The following is a 16788-nucleotide window of genomic DNA, read 5'->3' on the forward strand; positions in this document are numbered from 1 at the left end:
ACGGTCGGTCCGGGCCACTGAGGCCCGGACCGACCGCCGGGTTCCGACCAACGCCGAAGGCACCAACCGCCGTGAACGGAGAACCGCCTCTCCTCGATGTCTCGTCGCTCTCGACGTCGTTTTCGACGCCGCGGGGGCTGTTGCGCGCCGTCGACGGGGTGTCGTTCTCGATCCGCGACGGGGAGACCCTCGGCATCGTGGGCGAATCGGGATCCGGAAAGTCCGTTCTGGTGCGCAGCGTGATGGGTCTGCTCGGACGCAGCGCGACGGTCGACCCCGCGTCACGGGCGTCCTTCGCGGGGCGGGATCTCCTCGCCCTCGATCCGATCAGTGCGACCCGCTTCTGGGGACGCGAGATGGCGATGGTGTTCCAGGACCCGCTCACATCGCTCAACCCCGTGCGCCGCATCGGTCACCAGATCGCCGAACCGCTGCGGCGACATCTCCGGCTCGGTCGAGCCGAGACGCGGCGGCGTTCGCTCGAACTGCTGGACATGGTGGGCATTCCCGACCCGCAGCGCCGCCTCGACGAGTACCCCCATCAGCTGTCCGGGGGCATGCGCCAACGGGTCACCATCGCCATCGCCATCTCGTGTCAGCCGCGGCTGCTCATCGCCGATGAGCCGACGACCGCCCTCGACGTCACGGTGCAGAAGCAGATCCTCGACCTGCTCGCGGACGTCCAGGCCGAACTCGGGATGGCGATGATCCTCATCACCCACGATCTCGGCGTCGTCGCGTCGTACGCCGATCGCGTGGCGGTGATGTATGCAGGGCGGATGGTCGAGGTGGCCGACACGATCCCGGTCTTCGACCGCACCGCCCACCCCTACACCGAAGCACTCCTCGGCTCGATCCCCCGCATGGACGGGCACCAGGGCGGCCGCCTGGATGCGATCTCGGGTCGACCGCCGGACATGACCGACCCGCCCCCCGGATGCTCGTTCGCCCCCCGGTGCCGCCTCGCCCAGCCGGACTGTCTGGAGACCGAACCGACCCTCGTCCCGCTGGGCGGCCTCGACCATTTTCATGCCTGCCACCACCCCGTCGGAACGGACGAGGGTGAACGGGCCCGCGTCCGCAATCGTGAGGCCGGGCGCACCGCCGCCGGCCTCGAACTCCACGAAGGATCGTCGCTCTGATGGCCGGCACCGGAACGAGCCATCTCCGTCCGGCGGACGACGCCCTCCTGCGGGTCGAGGACCTCGTGGTCGAGTTCCCCGTGTCGGGCGGTCGCACGGTGCACGCCGTCTCCGGGATCAGCTTCGACCTCCTGGAGGGCGAGACCCTCGGGCTGGTCGGAGAGTCCGGCTGCGGGAAGTCGTCGAGCGGGCGCGCCATCCTTCAGCTCCGTCCCCCGACATCCGGGTCGGTCCGGCTCGAGGGCGTCGAGCTCACCGACCTCGACCATCGTGAGCTGCGGCGGATGCGCACCCGCCTCCAGATGGTCTTCCAGGATCCGATCTCCTCGCTCAATCCTCGCCGCCGGGTGCGCGACATCGTCGCGGAGGGTCTCGACATCTGGGGTCGCCCCGACGACGCGGACCAGCGGATCGACGACACCCTCCGTGCCGTCGGCCTCGATCCGGACGTCGTCGGCGACCGTCGTCCCCACGAGTTCTCCGGAGGCCAGTGCCAGCGGATCTCGATCGCTCGGGCGCTGATCATGGATCCCCAGGTGCTCGTGTGCGACGAGCCCGTGTCCGCCCTCGACGTGTCGGTCCAGGCGCAGATCCTCAACGTGCTCCACGACATGCGGGGTCAGTTCGGCCTCACCATGATCTTCATCGCCCACGACCTGTCGGTGGTGAACCACATCGCCGACCGCGTCATGGTGATGTATCTCGGGAAAGTCTGCGAGGTGGCGGCCCCTGCGGACCTCTTCCGTAACCCGCATCATCCCTACACACAGCTGCTGATCTCCTCGATCCCGAAGCCCGATCCCCGGGTGGGACGCAGTGATCCGCTTCCCCCGGGCGAGATGCCCTCGCCGACGGACCCTCCCGCCGGTTGCCGCTTCCGCACACGCTGTCCCCGGGCCACCGACCGTTGCGCCGACGAGGAACCCGTGCTCGTCGAGATCTCGACGGGCCGCCATGTCGCGTGCCACCACCCGCTGCCATGACGTTCTTGGCCCGCCTCCGCTCGTCGCTCGTCGCCCGTCGCCTCGCCGCTCGGCTGATCGACGTGTTCACGGTCTTCTTCTGCACGTTCGCGCTCGCCGTCACCGTCCTCGTGCCGGTGACGGCCCCGCTCACCGATCTCCTCGATCGGGGACCCTGGGGAAGGGCGCTCGGTCCGGCGGTGCTCATCGCCGTCGTCGGCATCGTCTACGAGGCGGTGTTCACCGCAGCTCGGGGGCAGACGCCGGCCAAGGACCTGCTGTGCATCAAGGTCGTGGCCCGGTCGACGCCCGACACGCCGACGCCACTGCGGGCGGTTCTGCGGGCCGCCGTGCTGTGGAGCTGGGTCCTGCTCGTGCACCCCGCCCTGATCGCCCTGTTCGCGGTCGGGCTGGCATTTCGCGGGGGGCACGACCGCCTCTTCGACACCGAGGTGATCCCCTACGACGCCGATGCCGTCGAGGGTCCGATCGTCGCTGCGCCCCCGACCCGTGTGATCGAGGCCCGCTACGGCGCCCGTTCGTGGTGGCGCTCTCTGACCGGGACCGTCGGCCGATGATGCGCGTCGTCGGATCCCGGTTGCTCCGGCTCGCGCCGGTGCTGTTCCTCGTGTCCGCGGCCACGTTCCTGCTCGTCGAGTTCGTGCCCGGGGATCCGGCCATCAGGCTCCTCGGCCCCGAGGCGACGCCAGAGGAGATCGTCAGGGTCCGTACCGAGTTGGGCCTCGACCGCCCCTTGTTCGAGCGCTACGTCGACTGGCTGGGTGACGCGCTCCAAGGTGACTTCGGCCAGTCTCTGGTCCAGCCGGCGTTCAGCGTCAACGAGTTGCTCGTGCAGAGCCTGCCGATCACGCTCCAGCTCGCGGCGATGGGGATCGCCATCGCGCTGTTCGTCTCGATCCCGACGGCGTTGGTGGCTGCCTACCGGGAAGGCGGCGCCTTCGACCGGACCAGCAATGCGTTGACGTCGGCGCTCATCTCGGTCCCGAGCTTCGTCGCCGCCCTGCTCCTCGCGTTCTTGTTCGTCTTTCATCCCGACGTGCCCCGCTACTCCCTGCTCGCCGTGGGGCTCGCGACGGGCGCGTGGGCGCTGTGGACGGCGCGTCGAGCCCGCCAGCTCGGTCCTGCTCATGGCGTGCGGTGGGTCGGCATCGGCATCGCGATCGTCGCGCTCACCGTGTTCGCCGTCCTGAAGTTCCCGGACTTCCCCCGCACCGGGTTCTCCCGTCTCACCGCAGACGACGGCATCGCCGAGAACCTCCGGACCGCCTTCCTCCCGGCACTCGCGATCGCCCTCACCGAGATCGCGGTCTTCACCCGGCTCCTGCGCAGCGACCTCATCGCCACGCTGCAGGAGGACTACATCCTCTCGGCCCGGGCCAAGGGCATGTCGGCGGCCGAGATCCTCCGCAAGGAGGCGTTGCGACCGTCGTCGTTCTCGCTCATCACCCTCCTCGGGGTGAGCCTGGGCCGCGCGATCGGCGGCACAGTAATCGTGGAGACGGTCTTCGGCATCCAGGGCGTCGGCCGGCTGGTGGTCGCCGACGGCGTCACCCCGGGCGACTACCCGATCGTGCAGGGTGGCGTGCTCGTGATCGCGGTTTTCTACGTATTGATCAACCTGCTCGTCGACCTGTCCTATGTCTTCCTCGATCCGAGGGTACGAGATGACTGACACCGCGGTTCCCGTCCAACCGGCGACGAAGCCGTCGCTCGTCGCTGGGTTCCTGGCGCTGGTGGGCGGCGTCGCCCTCGTCGTGGTCGCCCTCGAGGTCGACACGTCGATGCTCGCCCGCATCGTCGCCGGGCTCGCCGGTGGGGGACTGGCGTATCGGGGGCTGGATCGTCTCGTCGCGCGACTGGTCGGCCGGCCGGTGGAGACCGATCTCTGGCTGGCGGCGGTGTGGGTCGGCCTCGTCGTCGGGGCGGCGATCTTCGCCGATCTGCTTCCGCTGTCCGAGGCGAGTGACACGTCCAAGACCCTGACCGAGCCGAGCCGGGCCACGCCCGATCTCTGGTCGTCGCACCCGTTCGGCACGGACACCCAGGCCCTCGATGTCCTCGGCGGCGTGATCTACGGCGCCCGGGTGTCGCTGCAGGTGAGCTTCTTCGCGGTGGCGATCGGCACGGTGGTCGGCGGCCTGATCGGCATCTCGGCCGGCTACTTCGGCGGCCGCCTCGACTCGATCATCGGGGTCCTCACCGACTCGATGCTGGCGTTCCCGCCGTTGATCCTGCTGCTGGCCGTGGTGACGGCCGTCGAGCCCAACGTCGTCTCCATCGGCCTCGCCCTGGCCCTGCTGGGCGTGCCGACGTACACCCGACTGGCGCGGGCCAACACCATCTCACTCGTCCACCGGGAGTTCGTCCTCGCCGCGCGGACCCTCGGGGCCGGCCACGGGCGGATCATCCTGCGCGAGCTCGTGCCGAACGTGATCCGACCGCTGCTCTCGTATTCGTTCATCATCGTGGCGGTGCTGATCGTGGCGGAGGCCTCGCTCAGTTTCCTCGGTGTCGGCATCTCCCGACCCACGCCGACGTGGGGCAACATGATCAGCGCCGGCCAGGGCGAGATCCGCACCTCACCGCATCTCGTGTTCATCCCGTCGCTGGTGATGTTCCTCACGGTGTTCGCGCTGAACCGGATCGGCGATGCGGCCCGGCGTCGGTGGGATCCGCGCGAGAGCGCGATCTGACCTAGGACGCCGATCGGCGCGTCTCGACGAGGCGGCCGAACTTCTTCAGCATCCGCTTCACCATGAAGCCCATGACCGGGTTCATCACCTTGCCGCGTAGCGACGACCCGTCATCGCCGCTGTCCATGGCCATCGTCCACTCGACGCGGCTTCGGCCGCCGCCGAGGTCGGTGACCCGGTAGTCCTCGGCGAACGCGTTCAGGCTGTCCTTCGTCGCCGAGTTGAACCGGAACGCCATCCGGGAGCCGTGCTCGTAGGCGAGGAACTCCTCGTCGCCCACGAGGTTGCCCTTCATGTACACCGTTCGCGTCGACCCTGCCTCGAGGGGGAAGTCGGACGTCCACTCGACGCGGGTGATCGGCATGGCCCACTCGGTCCACGCGTCGGCGTCGAGGAACGCCTCGAACACGTCGTCCGGCGTGGCGTCGATCTCGACGCTGGCCCGGTGGATCGTCGGCGCCGATTCGAAGAACGTCAGGTCGACCTTCTCGCACTCAAATGTCTGCTCGCTCACGCTGGGTCCCTCGTCTGGTCGGGATCGGACGCTACCGGAGCTTCACCGGGGTGGTCACCTCGGCGTAGAAGTCGTTGCCCTTGTCGTCGACCACGATGAAGGCGGGGAAGTCCTCCACCTCGATCTTCCACACCGCTTCCATGCCGAGCTCGGGGAACTCGAGCACCTCGACGTTGCGGATGGAGTCCTTGGCGAGGCGGGCGGCCGGGCCGCCGATCGAGCCGAGATAGAACCCGCCGTGGGCGGCACACGACTCGGTGACCTGGCGGGACCGGTTGCCCTTGGCGAGCATGACCATGGAGCCGCCGGCCGCCTGGAACTGTTCGACGTAGGAGTCCATCCGACCCGCCGTGGTGGGGCCGAACGAGCCGGACGCGTAGCCCTCCGGGGTCTTCGCCGGGCCGGCGTAGTAGATCGCGTGGTCGCGCAGGTACTGGGGCATGGGCTCGCCGGCGTCGAGACGCTCCTTGATCTTCGCGTGGGCGATGTCGCGGCCGACCACGAGGGTGCCGGTGAGGCTGAGGCGGGTCTTCACTGGGTACTGCCTGAGCTGGTTGCGGATCGCATCCATCGGCTGGTCGAGGTCCACCTCGATGACCTCGCTGGAGAGGTCGTCCTCGGACTCCTCGGGAAGGAAGCGGGCGGGATCGGTCTCGAGCTGTTCGAGGAACACACCCTCGGCGGTGATCTTGGCCCGGGCCTGCCGGTCCGCCGAGCACGACACCGCGATGCCGACCGGGTTCGAGGCGCCGTGACGGGGGAGGCGGATCACGCGGACGTCGTGACAGAAGTACTTGCCGCCGAACTGGGCGCCGATGCCGAACTCGCGGGTCTGCTCGAGGATCTTCTGTTCCCACTCGAGATCCCGGAAGCCGTGTCCGGTCGCGGCATCGCCGGCGGTGGGCAGGGCGTCGAGATAGTGGGCGGACGCGAGCTTCGCCGTCTTGAGGTTGAACTCGGCGGACGTGCCGCCCACGACGAGGGCGAGGTGGTACGGCGGACACGCCGACGTGCCGATCGCCCGAAGGGACTCGTCGAGGAAGTCGACGAGCGAGGATTCGTTGAGAAGGGCCTTCGTCTTCTGGAACAGGAACGACTTGTTGGCCGAGCCGCCGCCCTTCGCCATGAACAGGAAGTCGTAGGACTGCCCCGGCTTCGTGAACAGCTCGATCTGAGCCGGCAGGTTGTTGCCCGTGTTCTTCTCCTCGAACATCGAGAGCGGCGCCAGCTGCGAGTAGCGCAGGTTGGTCTCGGTGTAGGTGTCGAAGATGCCCTTCGAGATCCACTCGGCGTCGTCGGCGAGGGTGAGGACCTGGTCGCCCTTCTTGCCCATGACGATCGCGGTGCCGGTGTCCTGGCACATCGGGAGCACGCCGGCGGCCGCGATGTTCGCGTTGCGAAGCAGTTCGGTCGCCACGAACCGGTCGTTCGGACTCGCCTCCGGGTCCTCGAGGATCGAGGCGAGCTGGGTGAGATGCTCGGTCCGCAGATAATGCGAGATGTCCCGCATCGCTTCGGCCGTGAGCCGCTGGAGGGCCTCCGGCTCGACCTTCAACAGCGTTGCGCCGTCGATCTCGACGGTGGACACGCCCTCGGTGGTGAGGAGGCGGTACTCGGTGGTGTCGGGCCCGACGGGCAGCAGATCGGAGTAGGCGAACTCGGTCATGGGGGCACGCTACCGGTCGCTAGCCTGACGTCATGAGCCGGGACGTCGAGACGACGATCGAGCGTCTTGCCCACGCCTTCGACCCGTCCTCGTGGAAGCGGCGCTCGCTGCTGGTCGTGAGTGTGGTCTTCGCCCTCGTGGCCACCCTGACGGTCGTGCAGCGGGCTCTCGTCGCTGATTCCACCACGGGCTGGATCATCACCGCCGTCCACGGTGTCATCGTCGTGATCGCGGTGCCGCTGCTGGTGCGCCACGCGTGGCGCGAGTGGGCGAACGCCCAGGCCTAGAGCGGCGTGCCCCCGAACGGCACCGGATCACCGGCGGCCGGGACGACGGGGCGGCTCCAGCTGCTCATCTCGGCGACGGCCTCGGTGACGCCGCGCCACGTGTCGGGGTCCCACCCTTCCGCCTTGGCGGTGACCTGACCGTCCTGGCGCAGCAACAGGATGGCCGGCACCTGCTCGACGCCGAGCGAGGTCGAAATGGCCCGGTCCTCGTCGGCGAAGGTGAGGATCTCGTCGGCGTAGGGGCCGAGGAACCGCTTCGCGTCGTCGGCCGAACAGGTCAGGATCCAGCAGGTACGGCATCCGGCGTCGCGGAAGTGCTCCAGGATCCGCTTGGCGGTGTCGAGGAGCCAGGCGCTCTCGTGGGTGAACGGATCGAGGATCACGGGCACGAGCGGGAACGTCGTCAGCCATTCCCCGAGCGGACGGGCGTCGCCGTCGAGCGGCTGGAGATCGAGGTCGAGAGCAGCGGTCACCACGGGGGAGAAAGCTACCGCACGAGGCGCGTAACGGGTCACATCGGGGGCGATACAGTCGCCCCGTGCATCCGATCGAGCGGCTCCGGTACGTGGCGCGCGCCGGTGACGTGCCGACGGCGCCGCTCGTGCGCGAGGCGGCCATCGCCCTGGCGTCCTTCGCCCATGATCCCGTCGAGCTGCTCACCGCGTGTCGTCAGCTCGTCGAACGGCGCCCGACGAACGGCCCGTTGCTGTGGGTCGCGGCCCGGATGTTGACCGGCACCGACGCGGGCACCGAGGCCTGGGAGGCGGTCGAGGCGTTGGAGCGCGACACCACCGCACGCGAGCTGGCCCACGCATTGCCGCCCGAGAGCAGGGTCCTGGTCATCGGCGCGTCGGAGCTCTGCGGCGACGCCGTGCTGCGCCGACCCGACGTCGAGGTGCTCGTGGCCGACACCGTGGGGGAGGGGTTCGGCCTGGTCCGTCAACTCGATGCCCGGGACCATGTCGCGGTGGACGTGCCGTCCGCCGGCGTCGGTGCCGCCGCGGCGGACGTCGACCTCGTGCTCCTCGAGGCGGAGATCATGCACGAGGACGGTGCGCTGGCCCGCTCCGGTTCCCTCGCCGCCGCAGCCGTGGCCCACCATCACGCCACGCCGGTCTGGCTCGTCGCCGGCGTCGGTCGGGTGGTGCCCACCCGCATGTTCGCCTGGGTCGCCGATCGCGGCGACGACGTGGATCCGTGGGACGACGACGTCGAGCTCGTCCCGCTGTCGCTCGTCGACCGCGTGGTCGGTCCGACCGGGCCCCAGCCTGTGGCCGAGATCCGCTATCGGGTCGACTGTCCGATCGCCCCGGAGCTGTTCCGATGAGTCCGGCCCGGGTGCGGATGTTCGCCGTCGTCGTCCTCGCCGCGGTCTTCGTGGCGGGGATGTTGGTGGCATCGAGCACCGACGTCGGCGTGGACGACCCCGTGGCGTCCGACGGGGGCACCGCCGCGGACCCACCACGGTCCACCACGTCCACCACCAGCACGTCCACCACGACCACGACGACGCTGCCACCTCCGCGAACCGCGACGCTCGCGTTCACCGGCGACCTCCTCCCGCACTCCCCGGTGACGTCGGCGGCCGCCGCGAACGCCGAGACCGGCTGGGACTTCCGGCCGATGTTCGACGAGGTGCGTCCGGTGCTGTCGGCCGCCGACCTGGCGATCTGCCATCTCGAGTCGCCGGTGTCGGTCGACGACACCAACCTCTCCGGGTACCCCGTCTTCAACGCACCCCGGGCACTCGTCGAGGCGGCGGTCGACGCGGGCTACGACGGTTGCAGCACGGCGTCGAACCACTCGTTCGACCGGCGCAGCGACGGGGTGCGCTCGACGTTGCAGGTCTTCGAGGAGCTCGGGTTCCCGCAGGCGGGGATGGCGGCGGACGAAACGGCCGACCTCGCGCCGGTCCTGTACGAGGTGAACGACATCACGATCGCCCACATCTCCGCGACCTACTCGTTGAACGGGTTCGTCATGCCGGCCGACGAGCAGTACCTCGTCGACCTGATCGAGCCGGCGGAGATCGTGGCCGAGGCGGCCCTCGCCAAGGAGGCGGGCGCCGAGTTCGTGGTCGTCAGCCTGCACTGGGGCAACGAGTACCAGCACACGCCCTCGAGCGCCCAGGAGCAGTGGCTCACGGAGATCCTGCCCACCGACGAGGTCGATCTGGTCATCGGCCACCACGCCCATGTCGTGCAGCCCGTCGACCGCGTGGGCGACGAGTGGGTCGTGTACGGGCTCGGCAACTTCCTCTCGAACCAGTCCGCCAACTGCTGTGTGACCGCGTCCCAGGACGGCATGATCGCGACGGTGACCCTCCTCGAAAATGGCGCCGGCGAGATCGAGGCGGTCGGCGTGCACATCACGCCGACCTGGGTCGACCGCCAGAACGGCTACGTGATCCGGCGGGCCGACGAGATCGACCCGGAGGGGGGCCTCGTCGAGACGCTGACCAGCTCGGCGGCCCGCACCTACGAGGTCGTGTCCCGGCGGCTGGGCGACGACCCGGCGCTCACCCTGGGCTGACGCCCGCTCAGAACGACACGCCGCTGCGGGACCCGTCGAGGAAGGCGACCAGCTCGTCGTAGGGGAGCGGTGCCGACAGCAGGAATCCCTGGGCGTGGTCGCAGCCGAGCATCGACAGGCGGGTCAGGGCCGACGGCGTCTCGACGCCCTCCGCGACGACCCGGAGGCCGAGGTTGTGGCCGAGGGCCACGATCGACTTGACGATCGTGGCGGCCGCCTCGTCGCCGTCCCCCATGCCCTGCACGAACGACTTGTCGATCTTGATCTCCGACAGGGGGAGACTCTGGAGGTTGCTGAGGCTCGAGTGGCCCGTGCCGAAGTCGTCGACGGAACCGCGAACGCCGAGACCGCGGAGGCGGTCGAGTACCCCGTGGGCGAGGAGGGGGTCGTCCATCACCTGGGTCTCGGTCAGCTCGAGGATCACCCGGTCGCCGGGGAACTCGGTCCGCTCGAGGGCACCGCGGATGGCGTCGACGAAGGCCGGTTCGTACAGATTGCGCACGGACACGTTCACCGCGAGATCGAGGACATGGCCGGCCCCGCTCAGGCGCTGGGCGTCGCCGGCGGCCTGCTCGAAGACCCAGCGGGTCAGGGGCCGGATGACGCCGGACACCTCGGCGACGTCGACGAACTCCGCCGGACCGATCACGCCCCGCTCGGGATGGTCCCAGCGGACCAACGCCTCGATGCGCACCACCCGGGCGGTCGAGAGCTCCACCACCGGCTGGTAGTGGACGAGCAGCTGGCCGCTGTCGAGGGCGTGGCGGAGCTGGCCGACGAGGGTCAACCGGTCCAGGTTGGGACGATCTCGTTCGGGGTCGTAGACGGCCACGCCGCCGCCTCGGCGTTTCGCGGCGTACATGGCGATGTCGGCGTGCTTGCGCAACGCCTCGGCGTCGTCGCCGTGCTCGGGGTAGATGGCGACGCCCAGGCTGGCGCCGCACTGCAGCGACATGCCGTCGATGTCGTGGGGTTCGTCGAAGCAGGCGAGCACCCGCTCGGCGGCGCGCAGGGTGCGGCGGGGGGAGACGTCGTCGCTCAGCAGCACGGCGAACTCGTCGCCGCCGAGACGCGCCACGGTGTCGACGGCGCGCAGCGCCTCGCGGAGGCGAATGGCGACCATGCGCAGGAGACGATCGCCCTGGTCGTGGCCGAGGGTGTCGTTGACCTCCTTGAACTGGTTGAGATCGAGGAGCAACAGGGCGACCGCGCCATGATCCCGTCGGGCCGCGTCGATGCCGTGGCGGAGGCGATCCTCGAGCAGGGCCCGGTTGGGGAGCCCGGTCAGCTCGTCGTGAAGCGCCTGGTGCCGAAGTACCCGCGCCGTGATCACCCGGTCCGTGACGTCCATGACGTTCAGCCCGATCAGGCTGTCCGAGATCGGGAAGGCCTCGAGCGAGAGGATCCGCTCGCCGTCGCGGCGCAGATCGGCGGCTTCGCTGCGGCGCTGCGCCCGCCCGGTTTCCTGCACGTCGAGGAGGAGGCGGAGCAGCTCACCGGCCCCCGGACCGTCGAGCGGTCCGGTGATCGACGTGTTGACGAGCGAGGTCGCGGGGCGTTGGGTGATGTCCTCGTACGCCGGGTTGACGGTCACCGTCGTGAACTCGCCGCTGCGGGCGCTGCGGACCACGACGAGTCCGACGGGAACCCGCTCGACCAGCTCGGCGAGGTTGCGGTTGGACTCCCGGACCCGCACCTCGTCGGTGATGTCGACCACCACGCCGCGGGTGGTGACCGGTCGTCCGTCCGAGCCGACCTCGACGCGCACGCGATCGCGGACGTGGTGGAGGTCGCCGTTCGCGTCGGTCACCCGGTAGGTGAGTTCGTGGTCCTCGCCGGCCTCGATGTAGGCCTGTGACTCTCGCACGATCGCGGCACGATCGAAGGCGGGGACGTGCGAGAGCCATGCCCCCGGGCCGGACAGGCGGTCGCGGTCGTGGCCGAGCATCGCGCGGGTGTTGCCCGACACCGTCGCGTCGACGAACGGGTAGGGATGGGCCTCCCAGACGACGGCGTCGATGCCGTCGAGCAGCGATTGGTTGCTCCGGCGCCCGGCCCGCTCCGCGCTGGCGATGACCGCGACGAACACCGTCACGCCGATCGACACGGAGAGGTACGCGAGGAGCTGGGTGACGCCATCGGGGACGTCGTAGGTCACGATCGCGACGAAGAGGATCGGCGCGCCGGCGAGGGTGGCCGGGATCGTCGTGCGCCAGCCGGACGTCGCCGCCTGGCTGGTCGAGCCGAGCATCACCAGCAGGGCGATCGGCGCGACCGACGGTTGGATCGCGATCGCAACCGCGCACAGGGCCGCGTCGGCGATCGGCATCCACCACGGAACGAAGCGCCACCGCGTCACGAGCTCTCGCATGACGACGTTGGCCGGCACCGAGAAGCCGAGGATGAAGACCGCGATGACGGGCTCGACGCGGGCCGCGGGTACGAACGCGATCACCCCGAGCACTCCGAGCCCGACGATGCGGATCTCGAAGAACAGGCGCCACAGGCCGATGTCGAAATCGGCCAATCCGCGTTTCTCGGTCCCTGCGCTCACCAACTGCCTTTCCATCGGCCTCCCTCGAGTTGAGCATCGGCGGTTTCGGTGGTCGACCTGAGCGCGTCCTCGTACGATCGCCGGATGCCTCCGCAGTCGCTCGTCGCGACCCTCCTGACCTGGGCGGATGCCTCGCTCCGGGACCTGCCGTGGCGCCGCACGCGAGACCCCTGGGCCGTGTTGGTGGCCGAGACGATGCTCCAGCAGACCCAGGTGTCGCGAGCCGAGCCCAAATGGCGGGCGTTCCTGGACGCGTATGCGGACCCGGCGGCGTGCGCGGCCGCGCCCCGCGCGGACGTGATCCGGCTGTGGGCGGGACTGGGATACAACCGCCGAGCCGTCAACCTGCACCGCGCCGCCGAGGCGATCGTCGCCGACCACGGTGGGCGGGTGCCGCACACCCTCCCGTCGTTGCTCGGACTGCCCGGCGTCGGGCCCTACACGGCCCGCGCCGTGCTCGCCTTCGCCCACGAGCGGCCGGTCGCGCCGGTCGACACGAACATCGGGCGGGTGCTCGCTCGGTTCGCGGGGTCGTCGCTCACCGCCCGGGAGGTCCAGCAGCGCGCCGACGCGCTCGTCCCGCCGTCCGACCCGTGGCTGTGGAACCAGGGGATCATGGAGCTCGGTGCCCTCGTGTGCACCAAGCGGGTGCCCGACTGTGCTCGATGCCCGGTCGTGGACCACTGCGCGTGGCACGGTGAGGGCGACGACCCGGCGACGGGGTCCGCCGCGGTCAGCGCGCCCCAGGCCCGGTTCGAGGGCTCGGACCGTCAGCTCCGGGGCCGGCTGGTCGACGCCGTGCGGGCCGCCGACCTGGCCGTGGCCGACCTCATGACGGTGCTCGGAACCGACGATGCCGAGCGCGCCGAGCGGACCCTCGGCGGGCTCGTGCGTGACGGCTTGCTCGAGGTGGAGGCCGGGACGGTCAGGCTGGGCCGGTGAGGGCGGCGAGGAGGTCGTCGATCGCCTGATCGGCGATCGCGGTCATCTCCTCGTCGGTGCGATCCTGGATCGGGTGCGCGGTGAGGACGTGGGCGACGTCCAGACCGAGGGCCGCGGACTGGGTGGCGGCTGCGTCCTCGAACTCCACGGTGGCCACGAAGACCCCCGGGATGCCACGGCGTTCGAGATCGTTGATGTCGTGCACACTGCACGTCGTGCAGCTGCCTCAATCGGCGAGGGCTTCGATCACCGCATCACAGCTCGTGGCGATCTCGTGGCGGAGGTCGACCGGAGCCGGTTTCGTGAACGTCGGCTTGCTGTAGCGCTTCACCGACGCGCCGAGCGCCGAGAGCTTCTGCTCGACCCGGTCGAGGAACACGTTGCCGCGGGGCTTGGAGATGTCGAGCAGGCCGACGGTGAGCCCGTTCAGGGATTCGGGCCGAGCGACGCGCTCGCGCTGCTCGGGGCGCAGTTCGCCGGTGGGATCCAGGACGGTCGTGGTCATCGGGTGATCTCCTTGGTGACGGTGACACTACCCATCTCGCCGGTGACCCAGCCACCGATGGCCGAGGAGAACAGACCGGCGCCGCTGCCGCCGTGGACGACGTGGATGCCGCCCGGTGGGTACTTCGACAGCTCCATGTCGGCGATGAAGTCGGGCATGCCCTCCTCGATGCCGTCGGCACCGGAGATCACGTCGGCGCCCTTGACCGTGAGATGGCCGTTGAGTTCCTCCAGGAAGCGAGCCCGATCCCAGCCCGCATCGCGATAGCGGGCCATGTGCTCGGGGGAGATCACGACGATCGTTTCGAACTGCATGATCATCCGCGGGCTCGCGTAGGACATGAGCATCTGGGCGAAGTGCTTGGTCAACGACTCGGCCGACCGTGACTTCTGGTCGAACAGGAGCCGCGGCCCCTCGCCGGGGAACAGCGTGACCGTCGAGACGTCGGAGGCGAACCCGCGGGACTCGGCGAAGGTGTCCCACGGAGTTCCTTCCTCGTCCTCGGCGAAGCACAGGCCGTACTTCGACGGGTTGCCCTGGGTGGCGCGGTCGACGCCTCCCGGCTTGCCGCCGCCGACGTTGCGAATGGTGAGCTGCAGAGCCCGGCCGATGGTCGAGTTGGCCCGGTTGCCCTGACCGAGGAGATTCAGCCCGGCGTTCATGCCGATCTCGTTGCGGATCGGTCCGTTGACGATCATCACCGGGCCGACGGGCATCGTGGTGGCGAGCAGGCCGTGCATGTTGAACTCGTCGGTGCAGGCGGCCTCGACCGCGGCGAGCACGACCGGCAGGTACTCCGGCTTGCAACCCGCCATCACCGCGTTCACCGCGACCTTCTCCACGGTGCACTCGACGAGGTCGGGGGGCACGACGGCGACGATGTCGTCCGGCGCCCGGGTCGTGCCCTCGAGCATGCGCAGCACCCGCGCCTCGGTCGGGGGGACGACGGGGAGTCCGTCGCTCCACCCCCGATCCCACATCGCCTCCCACTCGTCCTCGAGGTCCGCGATCTCGATGCGGCGGCTGTGGAGCGTCGATCCGGAGAAGCGGACGGCGAGCTCGTCGGTGAGGGTCGGGTCGACGCTCAAGGACCCACAGCCGGGCCGCATGTCGGGCAGGTCGGCGCCCAGGCCGTCGACGCCGGTGAAGGCCTCCCACTGGTCGCGCGACCACCCGACGGTCGTCTCCACGGCCGAGCCGTCGGTGACCTTCAACAGGGTGGGCACGGTTTCGATGTCGTGGTGCCAGGAGAGCGCGAGGTCCGCGTCGTGGACGACCCAGGGCGCGTCGGCCGGGAACCCGGCGTCGTCCTGGGTGATCACCGTCAGGTCGGCGCGCGAGGCGAGATCCTCGAGCACCGGAGCGACGAGGACGCACGTCGGACAGTCCTTCTTCACGACGGCGACGAGTCCGTCCGGCAGGGGTGGTGCGGTCATGTCGCCATGTTACGTCCACCCGACTGGTGGCAGTCCAAGTGTCAGAAGGCAGAGATATCCGTCACACGCCTCTCGACGCTCGCGGCGCCAGGGTTTAGGTTCGCGATCGTCATGGGGGACAACTACACGTCGGTCGACGTCGCCTTTCACGGTGTCCGCGGGTCAACACCGTGTTCCTGCCCGACCGTCCAGCGCTACGGCGGCAACACGAGTTGCGTCACCATCGAGTCGGAGGGACAGGACCCGATCATCCTCGACCTCGGCACCGGGCTGCGGCCCTGGGGCTGCTCGATGGAAGCCGGGTTGCCGATCACGTTCCACGCCCTCGTCACCCACATGCACTGGGACCACGTCCAGGGATTGCCCTTCTTCACCCCGCTGCAGTGCGCGGGCACGGCGCTCAACATCCACGGGCCGGGCGATGGCGAACGCACGATGGCGTCGACGTTCGAGCGGTTCATGAGCCCGCCCTACTTCCCGATCCGGTCGTGTGACCTGCCGGCGACGGTGCGGTTCCACGACACCCACCACGACGAGTTCGACATCGGGGAGACCCGGGTCATGTCCCGGCCGGTGCCCCACACCGGCAAGACCAACGGGTACCGGATCACCCGCAACGGCGTGTCGGTGGCCTACGTACCGGATCACCAGGAGCCGATCGGTCGGCCGACCGATGTCGACGAGGCGGTGCTCGAACTCTGCGACGGTGTGGACCTGCTCATCCACGACGCCCAGCTGTGGCAGGACGAACTGGCCGCGAAGGCCACGTGGGGGCACTGCACGCCGGAATATGCGGTGGAGGTCGCGGCGCAGGCCGGCGTGCGCACGTTGGCGCTGTTCCACCACGACCCGTCCCACACGGACGAGGATCTCGACGAGATGACCGAGCGCATCGGCGAGCTGGCGGCGGCGCGCGGCGTGCAGACCGTCGTCTGTGCGACCGAGGGCCTGAAGCTCTCCGTCGCCGCCCGAGCCTGACCGGGCGCTACCGTGCGCTGAGCACGTCGGGCGAGTGCCCGGGTCAGGAGGAGACGTGTCCGATTCTGCAGCGATCGACGGCGCCGAGTTCCGTCGTGTTCTCGGTCATTTCCCGACCGGGGTCACGGTGGTCACGGGCGTCGATGCCGACGGCCCCACCGGGATGGCGATCGGGTCGTTCGCGAGCGTGTCGTTGGACCCGCCGCTCGTCATGTTCTGTCCCGGCAACACGTCCGCGACATGGCTGCGCATCAAGGAGACGGGATCGTTCTGCGTGAACGTGCTGGGCGAGGACCAGAAGGACACCTGCGGCATCTTCGCCGGGAAGTCCGACGACAAGTTCGCGGGAATCGAGTGGACGACCCACGCGACGGGGTCGCCGGCGATCCCCGGCTCGCTCGCGGTGATCGACTGTGCGGTCCACGCGATCCTCGACGGCGGCGACCACGACATCGTCGTCGGTCTCGTCAAGTCGCTGTGGACGGCCGACGACGCGGACACGCGTGGTCCGTTGCTCTTCTTCCAGGGCGGCTACGGGCGCTACGAGAGTCTCTGA

The 16788-nt window shown here is 69.6% G+C and carries 17 protein-coding genes; 11 read left to right on the forward strand and 6 right to left on the reverse strand.

Annotation, left to right across the window (positions count from 1 at the left end; all coding sequences use genetic code 11):
- Positions 1-71: 71 nt before the first annotated feature.
- From R8F63_04415 to R8F63_04435, 5 genes are read left to right on the forward strand one after another with little or no spacing between them, the layout of a single operon-like run.
- Entirely contained in the window at positions 72-1142 is a 1071-nt protein-coding gene (locus R8F63_04415; GenBank protein ID MDW3217835.1) for an ABC transporter ATP-binding protein, read from the forward strand.
- Entirely contained in the window at positions 1142-2125 is a 984-nt protein-coding gene (locus R8F63_04420; GenBank protein MDW3217836.1) for an ATP-binding cassette domain-containing protein, read from the forward strand. The genes R8F63_04415 and R8F63_04420 overlap by 1 nt, the downstream gene beginning before the upstream one ends.
- Positions 2122-2682 carry an RDD family protein gene (locus R8F63_04425; protein ID MDW3217837.1) on the forward strand — a complete coding sequence of 187 codons (561 nt, stop codon included), beginning with the start codon at positions 2122-2124 and terminating at the stop codon, positions 2680-2682. The genes R8F63_04420 and R8F63_04425 overlap by 4 nt, the downstream gene beginning before the upstream one ends.
- The gene (locus tag R8F63_04430; protein MDW3217838.1) at positions 2679-3797 is read left to right on the forward strand and encodes an ABC transporter permease; all 1119 of its coding nucleotides are present in this window, start codon (positions 2679-2681) and stop codon (positions 3795-3797) included. Before R8F63_04425 ends, R8F63_04430 begins: the two co-directional genes overlap by 4 nt.
- Positions 3790-4818 (forward strand): ABC transporter permease, encoded by a 1029-nt coding sequence (locus R8F63_04435; GenBank protein ID MDW3217839.1) that lies wholly within the window; start codon positions 3790-3792, stop codon positions 4816-4818. Before R8F63_04430 ends, R8F63_04435 begins: the two co-directional genes overlap by 8 nt.
- Before the next feature lies 1 nt (position 4819).
- On the opposite strand, the gene R8F63_04440 is transcribed toward R8F63_04435, so the two are convergent.
- Positions 4820-5332 (reverse strand): SRPBCC family protein, encoded by a 513-nt coding sequence (locus tag R8F63_04440; protein ID MDW3217840.1) that lies wholly within the window; start codon positions 5330-5332, stop codon positions 4820-4822.
- A gap of 31 nt (positions 5333-5363) precedes the next feature.
- Entirely contained in the window at positions 5364-6998 is a 1635-nt protein-coding gene (locus R8F63_04445) for a fumarate hydratase (GenBank protein MDW3217841.1), read from the reverse strand.
- Positions 6999-7030: 32 nt separating this feature from the next.
- Between R8F63_04445 and R8F63_04450 the strand changes: the two genes are divergently transcribed.
- Positions 7031-7285: a hypothetical protein gene (locus tag R8F63_04450; protein ID MDW3217842.1), complete on the forward strand. Its 255-nt coding sequence runs from the start codon at positions 7031-7033 to the stop codon at positions 7283-7285.
- Here R8F63_04450 and R8F63_04455 read toward each other — a convergent pair.
- Positions 7282-7761 carry a hypothetical protein gene (locus R8F63_04455; protein ID MDW3217843.1) on the reverse strand — a complete coding sequence of 160 codons (480 nt, stop codon included), beginning with the start codon at positions 7759-7761 and terminating at the stop codon, positions 7282-7284. The two genes, R8F63_04450 and R8F63_04455, sit on opposite strands and share 4 nt — an antisense overlap.
- Before the next feature lie 62 nt (positions 7762-7823).
- Here R8F63_04455 and R8F63_04460 point away from each other — a divergent pair, with 62 nt between their 5' ends.
- Positions 7824-8612 (forward strand): hypothetical protein, encoded by a 789-nt coding sequence (locus R8F63_04460; protein MDW3217844.1) that lies wholly within the window; start codon positions 7824-7826, stop codon positions 8610-8612.
- Positions 8609-9817, forward strand: a complete 1209-nt coding sequence (locus tag R8F63_04465) for a CapA family protein (GenBank protein MDW3217845.1) — start codon at positions 8609-8611, stop codon at positions 9815-9817. Before R8F63_04460 ends, R8F63_04465 begins: the two co-directional genes overlap by 4 nt.
- Positions 9818-9824: 7 nt before the next feature.
- On the opposite strand, the gene R8F63_04470 is transcribed toward R8F63_04465, so the two are convergent.
- Positions 9825-12344: an EAL domain-containing protein gene (locus R8F63_04470; GenBank protein ID MDW3217846.1), complete on the reverse strand. Its 2520-nt coding sequence runs from the start codon at positions 12342-12344 to the stop codon at positions 9825-9827.
- Positions 12345-12455: 111 nt separating this feature from the next.
- Here R8F63_04470 and R8F63_04475 point away from each other — a divergent pair, with 111 nt between their 5' ends.
- Entirely contained in the window at positions 12456-13313 is an 858-nt protein-coding gene (locus R8F63_04475) for an A/G-specific adenine glycosylase (GenBank protein ID MDW3217847.1), read from the forward strand.
- Here the strand turns inward: R8F63_04475 and R8F63_04480 are convergent.
- Positions 13297-13818, reverse strand: a complete 522-nt coding sequence (locus R8F63_04480; GenBank protein MDW3217848.1) for a UGSC family (seleno)protein — start codon at positions 13816-13818, stop codon at positions 13297-13299. The genes R8F63_04475 and R8F63_04480 overlap by 17 nt on opposite strands.
- Positions 13815-15254: a thioredoxin family protein gene (locus R8F63_04485; protein MDW3217849.1), complete on the reverse strand. Its 1440-nt coding sequence runs from the start codon at positions 15252-15254 to the stop codon at positions 13815-13817. The genes R8F63_04480 and R8F63_04485 overlap by 4 nt, the downstream gene beginning before the upstream one ends.
- A 111-nt stretch (positions 15255-15365) precedes the next feature.
- On the opposite strand from R8F63_04485, the gene R8F63_04490 reads away from it, so the two are divergent.
- Positions 15366-16232, forward strand: a complete 867-nt coding sequence (locus R8F63_04490) for an MBL fold metallo-hydrolase (protein MDW3217850.1) — start codon at positions 15366-15368, stop codon at positions 16230-16232.
- 55 nt (positions 16233-16287) lie between these two features.
- On the forward strand, positions 16288-16788 hold the full coding sequence (locus R8F63_04495) for a flavin reductase family protein (protein ID MDW3217851.1): 501 nt from the start codon (positions 16288-16290) through the stop codon (positions 16786-16788).

The sequence above is a fragment of the Acidimicrobiales bacterium genome (genome assembly GCA_033344915.1).
In the GTDB taxonomy this organism is placed as follows: Bacteria; Actinomycetota; Acidimicrobiia; order Acidimicrobiales; family Aldehydirespiratoraceae; genus JAJRXC01.

Bases quoted from the DNA above. Each gene is read 5' to 3' on its own strand.
- R8F63_04465 (MDW3217845.1), top strand. From the start codon at position 8,609: ATGAGTCCGGCCCGGGTGCGGATGTTCGCCGTCGTCGTCCTCGCCGCG.
- R8F63_04490 (MDW3217850.1), top strand. From the start codon at position 15,366: ATGGGGGACAACTACACGTCGGTCGACGTCGCCTTTCACGGTGTCCGC.
- R8F63_04420 (MDW3217836.1), top strand. From the start codon at position 1,142: ATGGCCGGCACCGGAACGAGCCATCTCCGTCCGGCGGACGACGCCCTC.
- R8F63_04425 (MDW3217837.1), top strand. From the start codon at position 2,122: ATGACGTTCTTGGCCCGCCTCCGCTCGTCGCTCGTCGCCCGTCGCCTC.
- R8F63_04430 (MDW3217838.1), top strand. From the start codon at position 2,679: ATGATGCGCGTCGTCGGATCCCGGTTGCTCCGGCTCGCGCCGGTGCTG.
- R8F63_04445 (MDW3217841.1), bottom strand. From the start codon at position 6,998: ATGACCGAGTTCGCCTACTCCGATCTGCTGCCCGTCGGGCCCGACACC.
- R8F63_04450 (MDW3217842.1), top strand. From the start codon at position 7,031: ATGAGCCGGGACGTCGAGACGACGATCGAGCGTCTTGCCCACGCCTTC.
- R8F63_04435 (MDW3217839.1), top strand. From the start codon at position 3,790: ATGACTGACACCGCGGTTCCCGTCCAACCGGCGACGAAGCCGTCGCTC.
- R8F63_04485 (MDW3217849.1), bottom strand. From the start codon at position 15,254: ATGACCGCACCACCCCTGCCGGACGGACTCGTCGCCGTCGTGAAGAAG.
- R8F63_04475 (MDW3217847.1), top strand. From the start codon at position 12,456: ATGCCTCCGCAGTCGCTCGTCGCGACCCTCCTGACCTGGGCGGATGCC.